Consider the following 22,044-nt stretch of genomic DNA (forward strand, 5'->3'; position numbering starts at 1 on the left):
AGCTGTGGCAAATTGTGCTGGTTCTAAACGATACTGGATTGAGTTGTACAGAAACAAAACGGTACGGGTTTAAGCATAAATACGTCGTGGTATTTCTAAAATGCGTTGCCGAGTGATGCGAGTGAACGCAGATGGGCGACGACCGAAATACCGAGAGCATGTAAATCATAACCACCCTCCAGCGTCGATACTATGCGGCCATTGGCATAACGCGCCGCGACGGTTTTTATCTCGTCAGTAATCCAGCCAAAATCACCTTCCGATAAATTAAGATTTGCGAGCGGGTCCAGTTTGTGAGCGTCGAAACCGGCGGAGATTAAAATAAACTGCGGTTGAAAATGCGCGAGAGCAGGTAGCCAATGCTGGCGAATCGCGCTGCGAAAATCGGCGCTATTGGTGCCGGCGGGAAGTGGCACATGAAGTATATTTCCAGTATCTTTTTGCACTGCAGTGTGCGGATAAAGCGGGTGTTGAAAAGATGAACAGAGCAGCACTCTTGTATCGTTCTTGAAAATATCCTCAGTGCCGTTGCCGTGGTGAACGTCAAAGTCTAACACCGCGATGCGCGTGAGTTTATAGCGCTTTAAAAGGTGGTGAGCAGCGACGGCTACATTGTTAAAAATACAAAACCCCATTGCCTTTGGCTTTTCCGCATGGTGGCCTGGTGGGCGTACGGCACAAAATGCAGAGGTTACGTCGCCAGCCATAACCAAGTCGCAGCCAAGTATTGCGGCGCCTGCGGCGTGTCGCGCAGCGGATAGCGAGTGCGAGTTCATATAGGTGTCTGGATCGAGAGCGGCAAGGCCGCGTTCCGGCACGAGGCTTTTTACATGATTAATGTGTTCTATGGTGTGGGCAAGCGCGAGTTGCTCATCCGTTGCGCTAGGGGCGGTGTGGTATTGTAAAAAGTCCATCACCCCAGATTGAATTAAGGCATCGTTGATTGCCGCCAAACGCTGTGGAGATTCTGGGTGATCGTCACCCATATCGTGGTCACTGCAAGCAGGGTGAGTAATATAGGCTGTAGCCATCGCTTAGGCTCCAAGAAATGGAATAGGCGAACTTTAGCATAAGCGAAGATGAATTCATGATTAATTCAGCGGCGTTGCGATAACTAGATAAGTCGACTCTGTAATGGCTAGAGGTCGGTATGAAATGGCTTAGCAGAAAAAGGCGGGCCCGAGGGCCCGCAAACTACGGTGTTGCACAGAGAGGTCTAACGAAATAGATTGGAAAAACTGGTTGAAATAAGCAGGTAAAAAACGGATACAGAAAAGTAGACAACTAACCGGATTTAAATAGGGTATTGCTGTATCAAAATCACTAAAGCTTTCTATCTTGTCGGTTTAAGTAAAATTTAGTCTTCTTGCTTGCGAGCATCACGCCACTGCTTATGCTTCGACATCATCTTTGCGCGCTTCGCGTCGATCTCACTGTCAAAAATAGCCAACTCTTCCGCGCTCAGAAGTTGCGATATTTGCGTATGACTTTCGTCATTGAGCGCCCGTATTTTGGCTCGCGCTTCTTTCATAATTGCTCGCCGCTGCATCTGGGAATCCTGCAGCATCGTCGAAATTACTTGCTGACGTTCACTGTCGAGATTCAGCTTTTCAATAAGCTCGGCGTTAAACCCGTGCAGCTCTTTGCCATCCTGCCCGGCATAGGCGAGTGCGATAGCAAACGGTAGTGCAAGTAGTGTTGCAAAATATCGTTTCATAGTAGCGCTCCATTAAAAGTATTTTGGTCACTGTGACCTTAGAAAATGCTCAGTATGTACCGGAGCTTGGTCGTGACAGTCGCTGATTCAACAGGTCTTATCCTAGACTTCAAATGGGCAAGTAATGTGGATGAAATGTGGATTTCGACGCTGAAGCGGAAATAATTACAACGGATATTCTCGTGGCGCGCACTAGGTTGGTCGCGACGTTCGGTCGTTAGCTCGGTCAGTGAGGTTGGTGAATAAAGTTTGGGTGTAAGTATTGGTAAGTTTTGATGGGGGCGTAGCTTCGAGAGGGGGAGGCGGTTATGTGGGTAAAGCGAGAACGCCCTTTAGCTGGAGGCTACCAGTAGGTGATCGTATCTGGAAAGCGCTGGCGGTCGACATCATTGGCAATTTCATTGCACTCGCCGCGCAGGGTGGGGGTGTTGCCGTAAGGGTTGCTGTCGATCAGCCAAAAACCTTCGCGACAAAACTTCTTCGCCTGCATGAGTTGCAGTGTTTCATGCTCCAGTAGGTATGTCACCCTTTGCGCTACACGCTCATTGGTAATTGCAGAGTCTCTCCCAGCAATTGCGCTTAAGTCTTTTGTTCGCAATGGTTTGTCTTCAATGGCTTGGGGGACTAAACGCACTTCGAACTGTTTTAATCCGCTACTGGTAATCCGAGTAGTAAAGCGAGTGTCGATATTTTTTGGCAGCTTGTGCCCCGCGCAGCCGGCCACCAATATCGAAGAGAAAACAATGGCAGCGAAATTGCGGTATAAGTTGCAATAGGTACGACTGAAGCGAATATTAAATTGGTCGTAACTGTTGCGGCAGATGGGCTGCGGTGCGCTATTTGTTTTCATATTAGTTGCTGTTGGTTTCTTTGCTGCGTGGGTGTTTTGCTGTGCGAGTGTATAGGTATTTCGTCTGTGCAAGCAATTGTTTAACAGTCAACACATACCTTATTTGCTTACTTGGTCTGGGTCGTACTTGTAGCCGGCTCCGTATACGGAGTGAATTAATTCAAATGCAGGCGCGGTTTCTTGGAGTTTTTTACGGAGTTTTTTGATGTGACTATCGACGGTTCTATCGCTTACCACGCGGTAGTCCGAATAGATGTTGTCCATAATAAAGTGGCGAGAAAAAATTCTGCCAGGCTCCTGAAAAAGCAGTTTAAATAACGCAAATTCTATCGTGGTGAGATCGATAGTTTTATTGGCTAGGGTAATTTGCTGGCTATTTTCTAGCAGTGTCACCTGCACGCTATTGTTAATGTCCGCTTGCGTAGGCGCTATGCGCCGCAGCACCGCTTTTGTGCGGGCAACAATTTCGCGAGGGCTATAGGGTTTGCATACATAGTCGTCGGCTCCCAGCTCGAGGCCTAGGAGCCTGTCGATTTCTTCTACTCTGGCGGTAACCATAATAATTGGAATGTGCTTGGTGTCGGGATTGGCCCGAATGGCGCGGCAGAGATCGAGCCCATCCTTACCTGGAAGCATTAAATCCAGCAAAATTAAATCGGTGTGCTGCTCGGCTAACCAGGGTTCGACTAGGTTGCCATCAGCGAGAATCTCGGTGCTGAACTGTGCCGCATTTAGATAGTCTTGCAGGAGTGTCGCGAGGTCTCGTTCATCTTCAACGATCAATATCTTGGTGGCGCTTGAATCGGGCATCGACGTTTCTCAAAAGTGTTAGGCGCTTATGCCTCTAGCGGCAGGGTTACAGTAATGCGCAGCCCTCCCAGTGATGATTGCGATGCGATTATGGATCCGCGGTGAGCTTCAACAATATTGCGGCAGATACTTAGCCCTAATCCCGCCCCGCCGGTTGCTCGGTTTCGAGACGTTTCAACACGGTAGAGCCGTTCGAAAATTCGTTCAAGTTGATCTGCGGCGATAGTGGGTGCGCTGTCGTCTAAAGTAATGACCACGGTTTGCTCGATTTGTTCTGCGCAAAGCTGTACTTCGCCGGGGGCATCGGTGTAGCGCAGGTTATTTTCGAATAAATTGCGAAATAGCTGATTTAAGCGCTTTTCATCGCAGCTGAGCATTAGCTTTGGATTTAGTTGGTTGTTAATGCGAAGTTCTAGCCCCTTGCTCGCCAGACGATGTTTGTAATCGCGCACTTGGGTGTCGACCAGTCGTTTTAAGGATACTGGTGACTTGGTATAGCTTAAGGCGCCCAGGTCAGACAGAGAAAGCTCATAGAGATCGTTGATAAGCGAACTCAGGGCGTTGACCTTGTCTCGCAGTAGGGCGAGGTTTTCCGGTGAGCTTGGTCGGATACCGTCTTCCATTGCTTCGATTTGCCCTTTTAGTACCGACAGAGGAGTGCGCATTTCGTGAGAAATATCGGCGACCCATTGTTTGCGGGCTTGCTCGTTGGCTGAGAGTGTATTGGCGAGATCGTTAAAGTGGTGGCAAAGCATGCCGAGTTCGTCACCGCTCTCCGGTTTGATTCTTACGCTAAAGTCACCTGCGGCTATTTGCTTCGCGCCACGAGAAAGCTCGCCAAGCGGGCGCACCAGCCAGCGTGACACGATTAAAGCCACCAAGAATGAGGCCAGCACAATGGCAATGCTAAAGAGGGCGAATGCCTTTAGTTGCTGGCTGACGAACAGTCGGTCTACAGAGCGCATAAAGTCGCGCGGCTTTATGTAGCCGATGTAGCCAATTAAAGTTTGCTCGTGATAGAGCGCGCGCCAATAGTATTCAGCTTGGTGAAATGCAGTGCCAACAATGAGGTTTTTGTCAGGGTCGGTTAGGACAAGTTGCTCGATAAAGGCACGCTCGTGGGCCTTAACGCTTGGTGCTGGCGGGGGTTGATTATTGGTTAGAGCCTCGCGGGTTTGCTGTTCAACATATTCGCGAAAGGTTTGGTATTTTAGTCGGCGCCAGAGGCGGTTGTTGTTGATTAGCGGTGCTAGCGACATTTGATCGGCGTAAATGTCGGAAACGGCAATCTCTAAATACTGCAAGCGGTCGATCGCTTGGCTGGTGACGTAATCAAGGAACCCCTGTTTCACACTGGCGTGGGTCAGTGCAAGCATGCCGCTGGTACTTAGGATGAGCGTTATTAAGAAGGTAAGCCACAACTTGAATTTTATACTTTTAATCATCTAGATGGGTGCCTGCTCGCGCCTCGTATGGCTATGCCCTAACGCTTTTGGGTTTTGATGTGCCGATGTTTTGGGCGTGCCCCAGTATTCTGGGGTATTTGATGGGCAGTATCCTTGCTCGCGCTTTAGCGAGCAAGGGGCGTACCGTTAGTTGCACTATTTTTGCGAATTCTTTGACGGTAAGAATTCCAGAGGGGTCACGTCGGTGTTTCTGGGTGGTGTCGAAACTAGTTGGAGCGGTTGGTGTGATGTTTTAGCTGTCGAGATTACTCTAAATTAGCGAATATTGGACTTCTTTGGGTCAGGCTGTTCGGCTTCACGAAAGATAAGGGCTACCTTGCCAATTTCTTGGATGAGCTTGGCGTTACATCGCTTACACATATCTTCTACGACCGATTTGCGAGTGTCGCGTTCGAGTATCGCCAGCTTCACTTTAACCAGTTCATGGTCGCTCAGCGCACGCTCTAGTTCGGCTAATACGTTCTCACTAAGCCCGTTTCCAGCGATAGTCACAATAGGCTTGAGGGCGTGACCCAGCGTTCGGAACTGTTTAATACGATCAGGAGTGAGTATCATGGAGGCTGTGCCTTGTGTGGAATCAAATGGGCGCCTATTGTAAAGGCTTTTCGCGGCTTGTGAAAAAGAATCTGTTCAATTCGGGTTAGAAGCTGTCGCGGAGGGGTAACCTCGGTTCAAATTCGCGGTCTACCCTAATGCTGTCAAATAGGCACTAAATGCCGTTCCGTAGGTCGATACAAGCTTGCATCACCCCTTATCAATCAAGAGTTACCATTGAAATGACGCGTTCCAAAAGCAGCCACCGTTGGCTACAAGAGCACTTTAAAGATCATTATGTTAAAGAATCCCAAAAAGACGGTTATCGCTCTCGGGCAAGCTACAAGCTGTTGGAACTGGATAAAAAAGATCGTTTATTTCGGCCTGCCATGACAGTGGTGGATCTTGGTGCCGCTCCGGGGGGCTGGTCACAGGTGGCTATTGCCGCTGTAGGCGCTAAGGGTCGTGTAGTGGCTTCAGACATCTTACCGATGGATTCCATTGCTGATGTAACCTTTGTTGAGGGCGACTTTACTGAAGAAAGTGTGCTGCATGAGGTGATTGCGGCAATGGATGGCGAACTGGCAGATCTTGTAATTTCAGATATGGCCCCAAATATGAGTGGAGTGACGAATATTGATCAGCCTAAATCTATGTATTTAGTTGAATTGGCTCTCGATATGGCGCAGCAAGTCCTCAAACCCGGTGGAAACTTCGTGTGTAAGGTGTTTCAGGGGGAAGGTTTCGACGAATGGTTTAAGCTGTGCCGGACGAGTTTTGACCGAGTTGTCACCCGTAAACCGGATGCTTCTAGGCCCCGTTCTCGCGAGGTTTACGTAGTAGCTAAAGGTTTTAAAGGCGGCTAGCCGAGTTATTTGAATGTTACGTTCCGATTATTAATGTGTTTTATCTGTGCCATAGCGACAAGTGGTGGCACTTTGAGTTTTGGCCGCTGGAACTTCGGGTCTAGCGGAGACTATACTGCAGTAATGCTTGATGGGTTCTTAGAGCCTGTGAAATCACACTACCCGCACTGGTGCGGTAGTCTTTGAGGAGTATGTGCCTTTGAACGATATGGCAAAAAATTTGGTGTTGTGGTTGGTTATTGCTGCAGTGCTTTTTACAGTGTTTCAGAACTTTAATGAAACCAAACCGCGCGACGAGTTGAGCTATTCCGAATTCATGAGGGACGTGTCCGACGAGCGCGTTAGTCAAGTGGTGGTAGAGGGGCAGCTTATTCGCGGTGTGCGCACGGACAATACTACCTTTGTAGTGGTTAAACCCGAGGTGGTCGACTTAAAGTTGATGGACACCCTGCTGGATCATAATGTAGAGGTGCAGGGTAAACAGCCTGAGAAATCGAGTATTTGGGAGCAATTGCTAGTTGCCAGCTTCCCGATCCTGTTATTTATCGGTGTTTTTGTATTCTTTATGCGGCAGATGCAAGGTGGTGCTGGAGGCCGTGGCGGCCCAATGAGCTTCGCTAAAAGCAAGGCCCGTCTTCTCGGTGAAGATCAAGTTAAAACCACGTTCGCCGATGTGGCTGGCGTAGATGAAGCTAAAGACGACGTACAAGAGTTGGTGGAGTTTTTGCGAGACCCTACTCGCTTCCAGCGCTTAGGCGGCCGTATTCCTCGTGGCGTGTTAATGGCAGGCCCTCCCGGTACCGGTAAAACCTTACTAGCCAAGGCGATTGCCGGCGAGGCGAAAGTGCCTTTTTTCTCAATTTCGGGTTCCGATTTTGTTGAGATGTTCGTCGGTGTTGGTGCTTCGCGTGTTCGCGACATGTTTGAGCAAGCGAAAAAGCAGGCACCCTGTATAATTTTTATCGATGAAATCGATGCTGTTGGCCGCCATCGCGGCGGCGGTCATGGTGGTGGTCACGACGAGCGTGAGCAAACACTGAATCAGTTGTTGGTCGAGATGGATGGCTTTGAAGGCAATGAAGGCGTTATCGTTATTGCCGCCACTAACCGCCCCGACGTACTTGACCGCGCACTTTTGCGTCCAGGTCGATTCGATCGTCAGGTGTTTGTAGGGCTGCCTGATATTCGTGGTCGCGAGCAAATTTTGAAGGTCCACATGCGTAAAGTGCCAATGGACGACAAAGTCGAAGCGTCGATCATTGCTCGTGGCTCTCCCGGCTTCTCCGGTGCGGACCTCGCTAACTTGGTGAACGAGGCTGCATTGTTTGCCGCGCGCTCCAACAAGCGTGTGGTTACCATGGAAGAGTTTGAAAAAGCACGCGACAAAATCATTATGGGTGCCGAGCGCAAGTCCATGGTGATGAGCGAGAAAGAAAAAGAAAATACGGCTTACCACGAGGCTGGTCACGCAATTGTGGGGCGCTTAGTTCCAGAGCACGACCCAGTCCATAAGGTCAGCATTATTCCTCGCGGTCGTGCTTTGGGTGTTACGGTGTACCTGCCTGAAGAAGATAAATACAGCCAGAGTAAACGCGGGCTGGAGTCACGTCTTTGTTCATTGTTTGGTGGTCGAATTGCCGAGGAAATGACCTTGGGTGCCGACGGTGTAACGACTGGCGCTTCCAACGATATTGAGCGTGCAACCGAGTTGGCGCGAAATATGGTGACCAAGTGGGGCTTGTCGGAAAAGCTCGGCCCGCTTCATTACGGCGAAGACGAGAGTGGTGCTTATGCAGGCCCTAGTGGCCCGCACTACTCCGGCGAAACCTCAAAAGTTATTGATCAAGAGGTGCGACGTATCATTGATGACTGCTACGGTCGAGCGAACAAAATTCTTGAAGAGAATCGCGATATTCTTGTGGCGATGAAAGATGCGCTAATGGAATACGAGACCATCGACGCTGACCAGGTTGACGACTTAATGGCACGCCGTAAAGTGCGTCCGCCACGTGACTGGCACGACAATGATGCTGGTGGCGCTAGTCCTGGCGGAGAAGCCAGTGAGAAGAGCGGTGATGATAAGTCAACCGTTGGTGGTCCGGCTAGCGAACACTAGCGTTAGCAGCGCAAAGGTTTTGTAAAAACAGGTTTAGTTTTAGGTGTTTACCTGCGCCGTATTATTCCTGAAGGCCAGCATTTGCTGGCCTTTTTGCTTTCGTGATTGTGACTAGTTCCAGCGTGAATCTCGGCGCGGTAAGTCTCGTTTATTGTTGTTCAAGCTTAGGGTAACTCCAGATATGCAAGTTTCGCCGGTCATACAGGGTGTGTTGCGGTGCGGTGCGCAACGTATAGATTTGCGCGAGCCAAAAGTGATGGGGGTGCTCAATGTAACCCCCGACTCGTTCTATGATGGCGGCCAGCACTACAGCGTAACGGCTAGCGGTAGTAAATTGTTGGTTGATCGGGCTTTGCTGTCTGCAGAGGCGATGCTTGGCCAAGGTGCCGCGATAATTGATATTGGCGGTGAGTCCACTCGCCCTGGAGCTGCACCGGTGACTGAGCAGCAGGAACTCGATCGGGTTGTACCCGTGGTGGAGGCTATAGCGGCAAATCTCGATGTCGTCATTTCGATCGATACGTCCACCGCTCAGGTCATTACCGAGGCGGCTTCTGCTGGAGCTGGCTTGATCAATGATGTCCGTGCTCTGGAGCGACCGGGAGCCTTAGCTGCAGCTGTTGCAAGCGGTTTGCCGATTTGCCTAATGCATATGCAGGGCGGGCCGCAAACTATGCAGGAAAACCCAAGTTATCAAGATGTGGTAACCGAGGTTGGTGATTATTTGCGGGCCAGAATAGCGGCGGTACATGAGGCTTCGGTAGGTTCGTCTCCTCAATTGCTGTTGGATCCTGGCTTTGGTTTTGGTAAAACCGATGAGCATAATTTGGAGTTGATGCGACGTTTATCTGAGCTCGCTGAGCTGGGTTACCCGCTGTTGATTGGCGTGTCTCGCAAGTCGATGATCGGTCGCTTGCTTGGTCGTCAGCCCGAGCAACGCTTAGCCGGTAGTTTGGCTTTAGCCTATGCGGCGTTGGTAAATGGCGCGAAAATAATACGAGCCCATGATGTAGCAGAAACTCGAGATATAGTGAAAATTTTCAATTGTGTAATGAATAAGTAGCGCGCTATCTGCGCGGGAAAGGAAACGAAAAAGTATGACGCGAAAATATTTTGGCACCGATGGTATTCGAGGTTGTGTAGGAGAAGAGCCTATAACCCCGCAATTTTTTATGCAGCTCGGTTGGGCCGTGGGCAAGGTGCTGGCGGAAAACGACCGTACCAATAATGGCCGTGGCTTGGTGTTGATCGGCAAAGATACGAGAATTTCGGGCTATATGTTCGAGTCGGCTCTTGAGGCGGGCTTGATTGCGGCGGGTGTGGATGTCGGTTTGTTGGGGCCTATGCCAACGCCAGCCATCGCTTACTTGACACGTACTTTCCAAGCTAGTGCCGGAATAGTTATTAGCGCCTCACACAATAGCTATACCGACAATGGCATTAAACTATTCAATACTCAGGGTACAAAGCTTGCAGATGAAGTGGAGCTCGCGATCGAGCGGCAGATAGACATCCCCATGACTATGGCGCCAGAGCTGGGCAAGGCGCGCCGTATCCCCGATGCTGAGGGACGTTACATTGAATTCTGTAAAGGCACGTTACCTTGGGGTTTTAACCTAAAGGGCCTCACGATTGTTGTCGACTGCGCCAATGGGGCCAACTACAGCATTGCGCCGAAAGTGTTGAGCGAGTTGGGTGCGCGGGTTGTTGCGATAGGCAACGCTCCAGACGGGGTAAACATTAACCTAGATTGCGGTTCAACCAAGTTAAACCAACTCCAAAAGCAGGTGCTTGAGAGTCATGCGGATATAGGTATTGCCTTCGATGGTGATGGTGACCGAGTTCTGTTTGTCGATGAGCGCGGCGAAATTGTAGATGGGGATCAGCTGCTTTACTTGATCGCAGCCTACCGCCGCAAGCACGGCGGTGGCTGTCGCGGGGTTGTCGGTACCTTGATGAGCAACTTCGGTTTGGAGCTGGGGCTAGAAGCCTTGGGGATATCGTTTGAGCGCGCCAAGGTTGGCGATCGCTATGTGATTGAGGCGATGTCGAACAACGATTGGTACCTCGGCGGCGAGTCCTCTGGTCACATCGTTTGCGCTGATGTAACGACCACTGGCGATGGTGTGATCGCGGCGTTACAAGTTCTGCAGGCGGTTATGGCCGAAGATCAGGGGTTGCATGAGCTCAAGCAGCGTATGCATAAGATGCCTCAGGTAATGATTAATGTACCCGTTACAAATCGCGTTGATGTTAACAGTCATGAAGAGATTCAGGCGGCGATGGTTGCGGCGGAAAAACGCATGCAAGGTAAGGGGCGCGTACTTTTGCGTCCTTCTGGCACAGAGCCGGTTATTCGCGTGATGGTGGAGGGGCAGGAGCCTAGCTTGGTTTCTGCGGTGGCGCAGGATTTGGCGCAGGTCGTCAGTGACGCGACTGCTTAAAATACAGCCAGCATTGTTAGCAATTGAAATGAATTAGTGAAAAATCACGCATTTTGGCGTTGTAAGCGGGCGCTTTCTTCGCTACCATTTGCGCCCGCTTCGCGCCGAGCTTTTTAATAGGCGTGACGACAAACCAAAATCTAACGAAAAGGTGAGTGGCCATGCGTCGTCCGATAGTCATCGGCAACTGGAAAATGAACGGGGATTCTGTTTCGATCCGCGATTTACTTGGTGGGTTAACTAGCCAGTGGAGCGGAGTGCATCAAGCAGAAGTAGCTGTTTGTGCCCCTTATCCTTATCTTGGTTTGTGTGCTGACCAGTTAGAGAATACAAATATTGGTTTGGGCGCGCAGGATTTAAGCGTTCAAAGCAGTGGTGCCTACACAGGTGAAGTTGCTGGGCAGATGCTAACAGATGTCGGTTGTGGTTATGTTTTGGTCGGCCACTCTGAGCGTCGTGAATACCACGCTGAATCATCTGAGTTGGTAGCGAATAAATTCCAAGCCGCGCTTGATGCAGGTCTTATCCCTGTGCTTTGTGTTGGTGAAACCTTGGAAGAGCGTGAAGCTGAAAAAACCTATGATGTCGTCGGCAAGCAGTTGTTGGCTGTAGTAGAGCATTGTGGTTTGGCTGGTGTTGCAAAAGGCATAGTTGCTTATGAGCCGGTTTGGGCGATTGGCACTGGCAAAACGGCTACACCGGAAATGGCGCAAGATGTGCACTCGTATATTCGCGAAGTGCTTGGGCCTGAAGGTGATCAAGTTCGAATTTTGTATGGTGGTAGTGTTAAGCCTGAAACTGCAGAAGGCCTATTTAGCCAAAAAGATATTGATGGTGCGCTGGTTGGCGGAGCATCACTACAGGCGGGTGACTTTGTTGCGATTTGTCGCGCAGCAGAATAAGCACTTGCTCTTGAATTTTTAGTGAGTAAACAATGGAAAACATTCTTTTAGTCGTACACCTGCTGGTTGCCTTTGCCATCATTGGTTTAATCATGTTGCAGCAGGGTAAAGGTGCCGATATGGGTGCATCTTTTGGTGGTGGCGCGTCTCAAACACTGTTTGGTTCGGCTGGCGCGGGTAATTTTTTCTCACGCATGACAGCAATTTTCGCTACAGTCTTTTTTGTCACCAGTTTTACCTTGGCGGTTACCGCTAAGCAGCAAACAGAGGTGGGAGATGAGTTCTCGCTGCCGGGCTTGGAAGAGATGGAAATTCCAGCCGCTGTTAGCGATGCCGTAAGCGATGTGCCCGCGGCGGTAGCAGAGTCTGTTAGTGATGTGCCAGCAGCGTTAGAAGATGCTGCAGTTGACGCGAAGGCTGTTGTCGACGGCGCTGTGGATTCGATCAAAGATACAGCCTCAGAATCCAAAGAATAGATTTAACGTTTTAGCCCAAGTGGTGGAATTGGTAGACACGCTATCTTGAGGGGGTAGTGGCGCAAGCTGTTCCGGTTCAAGTCCGGACTTGGGCACCAAAAGCAAAACCGATACTGTCCAGTATCGTCCTGAAAGCCCCGCTAGTCGGGGCTTTTTTGTGCCTGTTCGTTTGTCAGGTGTCGTCGGGCGCGACGCTTGCTTATGCCCTCTGCGTGTTTTATGGTCGTAAATACTTGATGCGTGTAGCAACTTCGCCTGTTGATGCCGTGTAAGTGCGTCGCGAAGTATATAGTCGGTGCTGGTGTCGTGTGACTTGATCAAGGAGGTTTGTGAGTGAACATCGTCGCTAAATTTATTAAGGCGCTCAATTCTGATGCCAGTCCTTGGCAAATCGCGTTTGCAGTGATGTTTGCGTTGATCGTCGGCCTTACGCCGTTTTGGCGCCTTCATAATTTAATTATTCTGTGCTTGGTGTTGGGGTTTCGTGTCAACTTGGGAAGCTTTTTGGCGGCGCTTACATTGTTTTCTGGATTGGCCTATCTGTTTGACCCTGCAATGATTGGTGTAGGTGAGGGGCTCTTGGCTAGTGAGTCTTTGCAGCCCTTTTGGACTCAGCTCTACGCTAACAATCTCGCTCGTTTGGGGCAGTTTAACCACACTCTCACGTTGGGATCGCTGAGCGTTTCTCTGTTGCTTGCGCCGTTTGTTTTGATCGCCACCCGTTTCTTGGTGGGGCAGTATCGTAATCGTCTGCGAGCTTGGGTCAATCGTTTGCGTATTGCGAGATTGTTAAAGGCGAGTGGTGTGTATCGTTGGTATCAGGCCTTGGCTGACTGAGTATAAGTTCAGTTGGGTTTGGGTCAGGAGGAAGTCTGTGAGGATTGTTCGCTGGAAGGGGCTGCTAGGGTTTGGTGTCGCGCTGGTTTTGCTTGCGCTGGTTGTCGAGTTGTTCTTTGACACTTCGGTGAAATGGGGTGTGGAATCGTTTGGTTCACGCGTAGTTGGTGCTGAGGTTAACGTCGCAAAGGTTGACCATCAGTTTTCACCCTTTTCCATTATCTTACGGGGGCTGCAGGTTACGGATGCCAGCTCTCCGGAGCGTAATTTGTTTGAGGCTGATGAGTTGGCGGCGCGCATCGAGTTCCTGCCGTTTTTTAGCGATAAGATTATCATCGATAAGTTGGCGATGACGGGTGCAAAATTTGGTACTGAGCGCGCTGCGCCGGGTAGGCTTTATAGTATTGATCTCTCATTAAAGAAGCGCGTTGAGCGGGTCGCCGATAGCGGCGTTGCACGTGATATAGAGGCGCGTCTTGCGCTGCCGAGTGTAGACGAACTTATTGCTGCGGAAGATTTGCAGACTACGGCAGCAATTAATCGTGTTGAAGCGGTTACCGTGAAATATAAAGTAGAGGTGCGGCAGGCCTACGAGCAACTGCCTGATGAGCCCCGGTTAAAGCGTTTAGCCGAAGACTTGAGCGTTATCCGCGATGCCGATTACCGTACGCCCGCAGAGCTACTTTCTGGTAAGGAGCGTTTGGATGCATTTAAAAAAGAGGTGCAGCGGGAGCGCGATAAGGTCGCCCAAGCGAAAGATGTTTTGCTCGCCGCTCAGCGTGATGGGCGAGACGCTCTAGCTCAGCTGGAGGCGGCGCCTAGGCGCGATTATGATCAGCTTAAAAGGTCGCTTACTGGCGCGACGTCGCTGGATGCGTTAACTGAGCGTCTGTTCGGCGAGTCCGTGCGGCGTTGGGGGCGTTACACACTCTCTGCGCTGGAAACCGTGGCCCCGCTTCTCCAGCATCGAGCCGAGCAGGACGCTGCGCGTCAGCGTGTCCTGGGTCGTTGGGTGAGTTTTTCTGACGATGGAGGGCTGCCGAGTTTCTTGATTCGCGAGGCGGATGTTGACTTGGAGTTCTCGCAGCAGCATTTTGTATCGCGCTGGCAGGACGTTACTGGAGATCATAAAGCGTTGGGCCGCGCCACGCGCTACACTTTGGCGTCCGCGCAAGTTGGCGGTGATTTAACCTTGGAACTCAATGGCCGTTTTTCTTTTACGGATGCCGGCTTAAATGCAGAGCAGCGTTGGCAGGCGAGCGGCGTCGAGCTCAGTGATATTAGTTTGATAAATAGTGATGTGTTGCGGAGTGATGTGGTCGCAGCGAAATTAGCCTCTAGTGGGGTGCTAGAAGTGACCGCCGGCGAACTGGATGGTGCGGGCAGTGTTAATCTAAGTCCGCTTCGGCTGAGTTCCAGTTCCACCGAGGTGGTCGGTAAGCGTATCGCTGGTGTAGTCGATAATCTCGAGCAAATAAAGATTCAGCTGGGTGTGACTGGGCGTTATAACGCGCCGCACATATCACTCGGCTCTAATCTTGACGAGCAGGTCGCCGCTATTGTGGCAGCTTCGGTTAGTGGTGAGGCTAAAGTGGCTCTTGCTGAGCTGAGACAAAAGCTCGATGCAAAAGCTGCCGGTCCGAGTGCTGAGGTTACTACCGTTCTAGCTAGCTGGCAGGGTCTAAGCGCTAGCGCCGATCAGCGCGAAAATATATTGACCGAAATGATGAGTGCAAAGTTAAGTGGAGCTGTTGGTGGGGCAATTGACCAGGCGGTGGATGAAAAGAAAGACAAAGTTAAAGATGAGCTAAAAAAGAAATTGTTTGGCGGATAAATATTTATTTCGCTTATATCGGAATATAGCGGTTGAACCCCCTTGACGCCCAAAGCGCCCGCCCCTATAATGCGCCCCCTCTGCTGCTAAGGGTTTATGGCTTAGCTAAGTAGAGAAGGCAACAAAGCAGGTGCGGGGTGGAGCAGCCTGGTAGCTCGTCGGGCTCATAACCCGAAGGTCGTTGGTTCAAATCCAGCCCCCGCTACCAACTTATTAAAAGGCATTGAGTACCAACATTTTTGTTGCTCGGTGTCGGCAGAAAGAAATGAATTTCTATTCGTTCTGCAAAGTTGATTAGTGTCGTCATCTTTCGGCATTAAGCTGAACACTATATAGGGTGTCAGCGGACAGCAGTTGGCGTTTGTTACGCTATTCGATAAGCCCCTATATGGGGTTTTTTCGTATCTGGAGCATTAGTTGCGGCACTTGATGTGGGGCTGGCTCTGGAAATAGTCTAAAATGCTTGCCGGGATTTGACGTTGTTTCAAAACCGAATGTTGTGAGGTGGGCTTAGTGCCCATTTTTTATTTCTGGATTGTGTGACTGAGGCAAATACAAACGTGGCAAGTAAGTACTCACAATTAGATGAATTGTTAAAGCCTGTAGTGGAGTCGCTTGGTTGCGAGTTGTGGGGGCTGGATTACCACGCTCAGGGTAAGCAATCCATGCTGCGGGTGTATATCGAAAAAGCACCTGACGGCGTATTGGTGGAAGATTGCGAACGTGTAAGTCGCCAAATTAGTAGTGTTTTGGATGTTGAAGATCCTATCACCGGCGAGTACACGCTTGAGGTGTCGTCACCAGGAATGGATCGTCCGTTGTTTCGCTTGGAACAGTATCAAGCTTACGTTGGCGAGCAGGCAACTATCCGATTACGAGTCGCATTTGATGGGCGACGAAAATTTTCCGGCATCCTCAAAGGTATAGAGGGTGACGAAATTGTGCTGGAAGTGGACAACGAAGAATATTTGCTTCCGTTTGAATTAATCGACAAAGCGAATATTGTCCCCCGCTTCTAAGAGCGGTTTTCCGATATTTATGGATTCAGAGGCAACTCGATGAAAAAAGAAATCTTATTGGTCGCAGACGCTGTATCAAACGAAAAAGGTGTTGATCAAAGCGTTATATTTGAAGCGATTGAGCTCGCGTTAGCAACTGCGACTAAAAAACGTTATGACGAAGAGTCAGAAATTGAAGTAAGCATCGATCGCCGTACTGGCGACTACGTAACCAAGCGACGTTGGTTAGTTGTTAGCGATGATACTCTCGCTGAGCTGGGAACGCAGTTTACGACTGAAGAGGCGTTTGAAAAAGATTCCAGCTTGAAGATAGGCGATACCTACGAAGAAGTTGTCGAGAACGTTGAGTTTGGCCGGATTGCCGCTCAGACCGCGAAGCAAGTGATTGTGCAAAAAGTTCGCGAAGCAGAGCGAGCACAAATTGTTGATCAGTATCGCGGCCGTGTAGGTGAGTTGATTTCAGGTTCTGTCAAAAAAGTCACACGCGATAATATTATTGTAGATCTCGGCGGTAATGCCGAAGGCTTGTTGCCTCGCGAAGAGTTAGTTGGCCGTGAAGTGTTTCGTATGAACGATCGCATCCGTGCAATGCTAATGGATGTACGTCCAGAGGCGCGCGGGCCGCAACTTTATCTGAGCCGCGCTTGTCCAGAAATGTTGGTTGAATTATTTAAAATTGAAGTGCCAGAAATTGCTGAAGAAGTTATCAGTTTAAAAGCTGCCGCTCGTGACCCTGGTTCACGCGCAAAGATTGCTGTGTCGACTAATGATGGGCGCATCGATCCAGTCGGCGCTTGTGTCGGTATGCGTGGTTCACGGGTTCAGGCAGTATCGAATGAGCTTGGTAACGAGCGCATCGATATTGTTTTGTGGGACGACAACGTCGCACAATTTGTTATTAATGCGATGTCTCCCGCGGAAATCGAATCGATTGTTGTCGATGAAGAAACGCATTCCATGGATTTGGCTGTTAATGCCGACAACCTTGCGCAAGCCATTGGTCGTGGCGGCCAGAATGTTCGCTTAGCCTCTGAGCTAACGGGCTGGGAAATCAACGTGATGAGCGTTGAACAGTGGAATGAGAAGCAGCAATTAGAAACAGGCAGCTCTATTGAAGTCTTTATGGAAGCTCTTGATGTTGAACAGGAAGTTGCCGAGGTATTGGTAGACGAAGGCTTTACAACTTTAGAAGAGGTTGCCTACGTACCTTTGGAGGAGTTTCTGAGTATCGAAGGTTTCGACGAAGACATTGCCAACGAATTACGTAGCCGCGCTAAAGATGCGTTGCTAACTCAGGCGCTGGCATCAGAAGAAAAGCAAACCGGTGCCGAGCCTGCCGAAGACCTATTGAATATGGACGGCATGGACAAAGCGCTGGCAACCGTGCTCGCCGCTCGCGGTGTTGTTACTATGGAAGATTTGGCCGAGCAGTCGGTAGACGAGATGATGGAAGTCGATGGCATGGACGAAGGACGTGCTGCCGCATTGATTATGAAAGCACGTGAACCTTGGTTTGCAGACGAAAATTAAGTTACTGCACCAAAGTTATGGCTTAGTGGCTCCGGCCTTTTATTTTGCGACTAAGCCGACCCCACTATATGAATGTATTGATTAACGGAAACTGAGAATATCTATGGCTGAAGTAACTGTAAGTGAACTCGCCAAGTCAGTTGGAGCAAGCGTTGAGCGTATCTTGACTCAAATGCAGCAGGCAGGTTTGAAGCAAAAAAATGCTGATGACAGCGTATCCGACGAAGAAAAACAAACACTGTTGGCTTTTTTAAAGTCCAGCCACGGTGAGAGCGTTGAAGCACCCAAAAAAATCACCTTAAAACGTAAGACCACTACGACCCTAAAAACAGGGTCGGGAAGTGCGCGCAAGACGGTAAATGTTGAGGTGCGTAAGAAGCGTACTTTCGTCAAGCGTGACGAGACAGAAGAACTAGAAGCGCCGTTGACTGACGAACTTGAACTTGAAGTTGCAGCAGAAGAGCTTGAAGTGCCGGTAGAGCCAGTGGTTGAAACCCCCGCGGTTGTAGAAGTACCTGAGCCCGTAGTTGAAACACCGGAAATTGAAGTTGTGCCAGCTTCAGCAACGCCATCTACCGGGACTTTCGTTGACGATGCAGAAGCTTTGCGACAAAAAGCTACACACGCTCGCCGAAAGGCAGAGGAAGATGCGCTTGAGATTCGCCGTTTAGCGGAAGAGAAGCGCCAGTCGGACAAAGATCAGCCAGCTGTTGATGCTAAGAAAAAAACCGCACCAGCGACCGAAGATGAGCGTCATAAGCACATTAAAAAGACCAAAACCAAAGAAGATGAAGATTTTGATGATGAGAGCGCTAAGTCTCGTCACAACAAAAAAGCAGGTAAAGCCGTTAAAAAGGTAGCTGCGCCGAAAAAAGTGGCTTCAGCATTGGATTTTGTTGAAGACAAAGAAGAAATTGAAGAAGTTATTCATTCCCCCAAGCAGAAGCGATTGGGTTCTTCTGGCGGTAAGCGTCCAGTTATTAAGGTTCAGAATCGTCACGGCTTTAAAAAGCCGACTGCAAAAATCACCTACGATGTAGAAGTGCCAGAAGAGATTGTTGTGGCAGAGCTTGCGTCGCGTATGAACGTAAAAGCGGGTGAGGTGGTTAAGCAATTAATGAAGCTTGGCACCATGGCGACTTTGAATCAGCCGATCGACCAAGAGACTGCCCAGTTAGTGGTAGAAGAAATGGGACACCGCGTCGTTTTGGTTAGTGCTGATGCAGAAGAGCAAAAATTACGCTCGGAAGTTGCTCATGATACCGGTGCTGAAATGGTCGGCAGGTCGCCAGTGGTTACCGTTATGGGTCACGTTGATCACGGTAAAACGTCACTATTAGATTATATTCGCAAAACCCGTGTGGCTTCTGGTGAGGCGGGTGGAATCACTCAGCACATCGGAGCCTATCGTGTAACTACCAGCCATGGTGAGCTTGCATTTTTGGATACTCCCGGCCACGCCGCGTTTACCGCGATGCGTGCGCGCGGTGCTCAGTGTACGGATGTTGTTATCTTGGTTGTTGCCGCCGATGATGGCGTAATGCCGCAAACCGTAGAAGCTGTGCAGCATGCTCGCGCTGCAGGCGTGCCAATGGTTGTTGCCATTAACAAAATCGATAAAGAAGCTGCCGACCCTGATCGCGTTAAGAATGAGCTTGCCGCGAAAGATGTAATCCCCGAAGAGTGGGGTGGTGACACTCAGTTTGTGCATGTGTCTGCTCACACAGGTGAAGGTATTGATGCTTTACTTGAGTCGGTTGCTCTACAAGCTGAACTGCTTGAACTAAAAGCACCGATCAATGTTCCAGCACGCGGTGTCGTAATTGAATCGCGAATGGACAAAGGTCGCGGCATAGTTGCGACCGTGTTGGTGCAAGCGGGTGAGCTCAAAGGCGGTGATATTTTATTGGCTGGCCAAAGTTTTGGCCGGGTTCGCGCCATGACCAATGAGCTGGGTAAGCAGGTGAAAACAGCGGGACCATCGACGCCGATTGAAATTTTAGGTTTGGATTCAACCCCTAATGCCGGTGACGAATTCTTGGTTGTGCCCGATGAGCGTAAAGCTCGTGATATGGCGGAGTTCCGTGCTGAGAAAGAGCGCAATGAACGCATGCAGCGCCAGCAAGCGGCGAAGCTTGAAAATATGTTTGCCAATATTGGTGAAAATGAAACCAAGGTATTACCGGTTGTTCTTAAAACTGACGTGCGCGGTTCATTGGAAGCAATTCAGGCGGCCCTTACCGAAATGGGTAACGATGAAGTTCAGGTGAACATTGTTGGCGGCGGTGTTGGTGGTATTACCGAAAACGACGTAAACCTTGCGCTGACATCTGGTGCAATTGTGTTGGGCTTTAATGTTCGTGCAGATAACTCCGCACGTAAGCTAGCCGAAACAGAGAATGCAGAAATTCGCTATTACAGCATTATTTACCAGCTGATTGACGAAGTGAAAGCCGCCCTTGGTGGTATGTTGGATCCCGAGCGGGTAGAAGAAATTCTGGGTATTGCGGATGTACGCGACGTGTTCCGTTCGCCTAAGTTTGGCCAAGTGGCCGGCTGTATGGTGACTGAGGGTACCGTATATCGTAATAAGCCTATTCGTGTTCTTCGTGAAAACGTTGTGATTTTTGAAGGTGAATTGGAATCTTTACGCCGCTTTAAAGACGATGTAGGTGAAGTTCGCAACGGTACCGAGTGTGGTATCGGCGTGAAAAACTACGACGTTAAAGTGGGCGATCAGATCGAAGTTTTCTCTGTTAAAGAAGTCGCGCGCGAGCTTTAGTAGCTGGCGCACCTTTTAGCGATATCATTGGTGGAGATGTATGCCAAGAGAATTTAAACGCTCGGACCGAGTTGCCGATGCATTGCAGCGCAGTTTAGCGCAGCATATTCGTGCAGAAGTACGCGACCCCCGTGTTGGTATGGTTAATATCAATGCGGTAACGGTTACCCGTGATTTAGCTAACGCCAAGGTCTATATCACCGTAGTTGGTGCTGAGGGTGACACGGAGGCTGAGGTTTCCGTTTCTGTACTGAATAAAGCGGCTAATTTTTTGCGTTTGCATGTTGCCCGCGATCTAAACCTTCGTATTGCTCCGCGGTTGCAGTTCTTCTACGATAAATCGGCGGTTCACGGTCAGGTTCTCTCCAGTCTTATCGATCGCGCTGTCGCGCAAGATCAGTCTCATCATTCAGATGGTGATGACGACGAACAGGGAAGCTGATTTTGGGGCGTAAGCGAAAGTTCGGCCGTCTGATTGACGGTGTGCTGATAATTGATAAGCCCGCTGGCATGACATCAAATGATGTGGTGCAAAAAGCGAAACGCCTCTATTTTGCCAACAAGACTGGTCACACCGGCGCCTTGGACCCACTGGCTACTGGCGTATTACCGCTATGTTTTGGTGAAGCGACTAAGTTTTCTCAATATCTCCTCGACGCGAATAAAACCTACCTCAGCACCTTTCGTATTGGTATGACAACCGATACCGCAGACGCCGATGGCAAAGTCTTGAAAGAGGTTGACGCAAGTGCGTTAACTTTGGCTCAGGTAGAGACGGCAATTACTCCTTACCGCGGCGATATAAAACAGATTCCCCCGATGTATTCAGCGCTTAAAAAAGACGGTCAGCCGCTTTATAAGTTGGCGCGAGAAGGTATCGAAGTGGAGCGCGCAGCGCGCGCTGTAACCATTTTTAATTATGAAATCAAAGACTTTCGAGGCGGAGAGATAGCTGAGGTCGATGTACTCGTCGAGTGCAGTAAAGGCACCTATATTCGCAGCCTAGCAGAAGACTTAGGTCGAGACCTCGGTTTTGGTGCCCATGTGGCAACGTTGCGTCGCACTCAGGCAGGCCCGTTTAGCATTGAGCAGGCGACTACTTTTGACGCGCTAGAAACTGAGCGCGGCGATGAACGTGCCGAAGTGTTAGATCACCATTTATTGCCGATGGACACGCCAGTTGCGCAGTTGGCGGCAGTTGAGCTTGACCAAAACAGCGGTTTTTACTTTAGTCGTGGCCAACCGGTGATCGTCAATCAGGTCTACCGTATCGGCGATGAAGGTGATACAGTGCGCGTCTTCCAGGACACTGGTGAATTTTTAGGCGTTGGTGATATCACCGACGACGGCCGCGTCGCACCAAAGCGACTTGTGGTCAGTTAACGAGTGTTATAACTCGCAAGAATTGGGCTTTTAGCTCATCGACCTGTCTGTAAACATGCGCGGACAGGCCGTGTAAACGACGCGGTATACTCGCGGAAGATTCCGTTGAGTACAGCGTTTTTCGCATGTTAACAGCAAGAGGATATTGACATGGCACTTAGTGCTCTAGAAAAAGACGCAATTGTAAAAGAACATCAAACTAGCGCCACAGATACTGGCTCACCTGAAGTTCAAGTTGCATTGCTCACTGCTAACATCAACAAACTTCAAGGTCACTTTGCGGATCACAAACAAGACCACCACTCTCGTCGCGGTCTGATTCGTATGGTAAACCAGCGTCGTAAGCTGCTGGATTACTTGAAGAGCAAAGACGTTAGTCGCTACGCTGCTCTGATCCAAAAATTGGGTCTGCGTCGCTAAGCAAAAGTGCCCGCCTTGTGCGGGCATTTTCTTTTCAATTCCTACGTTGTTATACCGA

At 49.8% G+C, this 22,044-nt stretch carries 20 protein-coding genes and 2 tRNA genes; 16 read left to right on the plus strand and 6 right to left on the minus strand.

Annotated features, from left to right (window positions below; genetic code table 11):
- Positions 1–95: 95 nt before the first annotated feature.
- From IDZ20_RS08115 to IDZ20_RS08140, 6 genes are all read right to left on the minus strand, one after another.
- Positions 96–1,031 carry a histone deacetylase family protein gene (locus IDZ20_RS08115; RefSeq protein WP_188150924.1) on the minus strand — a complete coding sequence of 312 codons (936 nt, stop codon included), beginning with the start codon at positions 1,029–1,031 and terminating at the stop codon, positions 96–98.
- Between the two features lie 326 nt (positions 1,032–1,357).
- Entirely contained in the window at positions 1,358–1,717 is a 360-nt protein-coding gene (locus tag IDZ20_RS08120; RefSeq protein WP_188150925.1) for a hypothetical protein, read from the minus strand.
- Positions 1,718–2,060: 343 nt separating this feature from the next.
- The gene (locus IDZ20_RS08125; protein WP_188150926.1) at positions 2,061–2,567 is read right to left on the minus strand and encodes a hypothetical protein; all 507 of its coding nucleotides are present in this window, start codon (positions 2,565–2,567) and stop codon (positions 2,061–2,063) included.
- A gap of 99 nt (positions 2,568–2,666) precedes the next feature.
- Positions 2,667–3,377, minus strand: coding sequence for a response regulator (locus tag IDZ20_RS08130; protein WP_188150927.1), 711 nt, complete (start codon positions 3,375–3,377; stop codon positions 2,667–2,669).
- Positions 3,378–3,403: 26 nt separating this feature from the next.
- Positions 3,404–4,822: an ATP-binding protein gene (locus IDZ20_RS08135; protein ID WP_188150928.1), complete on the minus strand. Its 1,419-nt coding sequence runs from the start codon at positions 4,820–4,822 to the stop codon at positions 3,404–3,406.
- Between the two features lie 276 nt (positions 4,823–5,098).
- Positions 5,099–5,398 carry a YhbY family RNA-binding protein gene (locus IDZ20_RS08140; protein WP_188150929.1) on the minus strand — a complete coding sequence of 100 codons (300 nt, stop codon included), beginning with the start codon at positions 5,396–5,398 and terminating at the stop codon, positions 5,099–5,101.
- A 221-nt stretch (positions 5,399–5,619) separates the two neighbouring features.
- Here IDZ20_RS08140 and rlmE point away from each other — a divergent pair, with 221 nt between their 5' ends.
- The 16 genes from rlmE (at position 5,620) to rpsO (ending at position 21,986) form a co-directional block, all read left to right on the plus strand.
- On the plus strand, positions 5,620–6,243 hold the full coding sequence (rlmE, locus tag IDZ20_RS08145; RefSeq protein WP_188150930.1) for a 23S rRNA (uridine(2552)-2'-O)-methyltransferase RlmE: 624 nt from the start codon (positions 5,620–5,622) through the stop codon (positions 6,241–6,243).
- 199 nt (positions 6,244–6,442) lie between these two features.
- Positions 6,443–8,359, plus strand: coding sequence for an ATP-dependent zinc metalloprotease FtsH (gene ftsH, locus IDZ20_RS08150; RefSeq protein ID WP_483887638.1), 1,917 nt, complete (start codon positions 6,443–6,445; stop codon positions 8,357–8,359).
- 181 nt (positions 8,360–8,540) lie between these two features.
- On the plus strand, positions 8,541–9,422 hold the full coding sequence (folP, locus tag IDZ20_RS08155; protein ID WP_188150931.1) for a dihydropteroate synthase: 882 nt from the start codon (positions 8,541–8,543) through the stop codon (positions 9,420–9,422).
- Positions 9,423–9,456: 34 nt separating this feature from the next.
- Positions 9,457–10,803 carry a phosphoglucosamine mutase gene (glmM, locus tag IDZ20_RS08160; protein WP_188150932.1) on the plus strand — a complete coding sequence of 449 codons (1,347 nt, stop codon included), beginning with the start codon at positions 9,457–9,459 and terminating at the stop codon, positions 10,801–10,803.
- Between the two features lie 161 nt (positions 10,804–10,964).
- Positions 10,965–11,705 (plus strand): triose-phosphate isomerase, encoded by a 741-nt coding sequence (gene tpiA, locus IDZ20_RS08165; RefSeq protein WP_188150933.1) that lies wholly within the window; start codon positions 10,965–10,967, stop codon positions 11,703–11,705.
- Between the two features lie 32 nt (positions 11,706–11,737).
- On the plus strand, positions 11,738–12,181 hold the full coding sequence (secG, locus tag IDZ20_RS08170) for a preprotein translocase subunit SecG (protein ID WP_188150934.1): 444 nt from the start codon (positions 11,738–11,740) through the stop codon (positions 12,179–12,181).
- A 13-nt stretch (positions 12,182–12,194) separates the two neighbouring features.
- Positions 12,195–12,279: transfer RNA gene (locus tag IDZ20_RS08175), tRNA-Leu, on the plus strand.
- A gap of 235 nt (positions 12,280–12,514) precedes the next feature.
- A complete protein-coding gene (locus tag IDZ20_RS08180) occupies positions 12,515–13,018 on the plus strand; it encodes a TIGR03546 family protein (protein ID WP_188150935.1) in 504 nt (167 codons plus the stop codon).
- Positions 13,019–13,055: 37 nt separating this feature from the next.
- Positions 13,056–14,852: a TIGR03545 family protein gene (locus IDZ20_RS08185; RefSeq protein ID WP_188150936.1), complete on the plus strand. Its 1,797-nt coding sequence runs from the start codon at positions 13,056–13,058 to the stop codon at positions 14,850–14,852.
- 131 nt (positions 14,853–14,983) lie between these two features.
- Positions 14,984–15,060: transfer RNA gene (locus IDZ20_RS08190), tRNA-Met, on the plus strand.
- 352 nt (positions 15,061–15,412) lie between these two features.
- Positions 15,413–15,871 (plus strand): ribosome maturation factor RimP, encoded by a 459-nt coding sequence (gene rimP, locus IDZ20_RS08195; RefSeq protein WP_188150937.1) that lies wholly within the window; start codon positions 15,413–15,415, stop codon positions 15,869–15,871.
- A gap of 39 nt (positions 15,872–15,910) precedes the next feature.
- The gene (gene nusA / locus IDZ20_RS08200; RefSeq protein ID WP_188150938.1) at positions 15,911–17,401 is read left to right on the plus strand and encodes a transcription termination factor NusA; all 1,491 of its coding nucleotides are present in this window, start codon (positions 15,911–15,913) and stop codon (positions 17,399–17,401) included.
- Positions 17,402–17,504: 103 nt separating this feature from the next.
- Positions 17,505–20,183 (plus strand): translation initiation factor IF-2, encoded by a 2,679-nt coding sequence (gene infB / locus IDZ20_RS08205; protein WP_188150939.1) that lies wholly within the window; start codon positions 17,505–17,507, stop codon positions 20,181–20,183.
- Between the two features lie 40 nt (positions 20,184–20,223).
- Entirely contained in the window at positions 20,224–20,625 is a 402-nt protein-coding gene (gene rbfA / locus IDZ20_RS08210) for a 30S ribosome-binding factor RbfA (RefSeq protein WP_188150940.1), read from the plus strand.
- A 2-nt stretch (positions 20,626–20,627) separates the two neighbouring features.
- Positions 20,628–21,566, plus strand: coding sequence for a tRNA pseudouridine(55) synthase TruB (truB, locus tag IDZ20_RS08215; protein WP_188150941.1), 939 nt, complete (start codon positions 20,628–20,630; stop codon positions 21,564–21,566).
- A 150-nt stretch (positions 21,567–21,716) separates the two neighbouring features.
- On the plus strand, positions 21,717–21,986 hold the full coding sequence (gene rpsO, locus IDZ20_RS08220) for a 30S ribosomal protein S15 (protein ID WP_188150942.1): 270 nt from the start codon (positions 21,717–21,719) through the stop codon (positions 21,984–21,986).
- Positions 21,987–22,044 lie beyond the last annotated feature (58 nt).

Source organism: Teredinibacter waterburyi, assembly GCF_001922985.1.
Classification (GTDB): Bacteria; Pseudomonadota; Gammaproteobacteria; order Pseudomonadales; family Cellvibrionaceae; genus Teredinibacter; species Teredinibacter waterburyi.

Coding starts and splice junctions, on each gene's coding strand:
- folP (WP_188150931.1), top strand. CDS start 8,541: ATGCAAGTTTCGCCGGTCATACAGGGTGTGTTGCGGTGCGGTGCGCAA.
- IDZ20_RS08125 (WP_188150926.1), bottom strand. CDS start 2,567: ATGAAAACAAATAGCGCACCGCAGCCCATCTGCCGCAACAGTTACGAC.
- rpsO (WP_188150942.1), top strand. CDS start 21,717: ATGGCACTTAGTGCTCTAGAAAAAGACGCAATTGTAAAAGAACATCAA.
- rbfA (WP_188150940.1), top strand. CDS start 20,224: ATGCCAAGAGAATTTAAACGCTCGGACCGAGTTGCCGATGCATTGCAG.
- nusA (WP_188150938.1), top strand. CDS start 15,911: ATGAAAAAAGAAATCTTATTGGTCGCAGACGCTGTATCAAACGAAAAA.
- IDZ20_RS08115 (WP_188150924.1), bottom strand. CDS start 1,031: ATGGCTACAGCCTATATTACTCACCCTGCTTGCAGTGACCACGATATG.
- infB (WP_188150939.1), top strand. CDS start 17,505: ATGGCTGAAGTAACTGTAAGTGAACTCGCCAAGTCAGTTGGAGCAAGC.
- IDZ20_RS08120 (WP_188150925.1), bottom strand. CDS start 1,717: ATGAAACGATATTTTGCAACACTACTTGCACTACCGTTTGCTATCGCA.
- IDZ20_RS08135 (WP_188150928.1), bottom strand. CDS start 4,822: ATGATTAAAAGTATAAAATTCAAGTTGTGGCTTACCTTCTTAATAACG.
- IDZ20_RS08130 (WP_188150927.1), bottom strand. CDS start 3,377: ATGCCCGATTCAAGCGCCACCAAGATATTGATCGTTGAAGATGAACGA.
- glmM (WP_188150932.1), top strand. CDS start 9,457: ATGACGCGAAAATATTTTGGCACCGATGGTATTCGAGGTTGTGTAGGA.
- secG (WP_188150934.1), top strand. CDS start 11,738: ATGGAAAACATTCTTTTAGTCGTACACCTGCTGGTTGCCTTTGCCATC.
- rlmE (WP_188150930.1), top strand. CDS start 5,620: ATGACGCGTTCCAAAAGCAGCCACCGTTGGCTACAAGAGCACTTTAAA.
- tpiA (WP_188150933.1), top strand. CDS start 10,965: ATGCGTCGTCCGATAGTCATCGGCAACTGGAAAATGAACGGGGATTCT.
- IDZ20_RS08140 (WP_188150929.1), bottom strand. CDS start 5,398: ATGATACTCACTCCTGATCGTATTAAACAGTTCCGAACGCTGGGTCAC.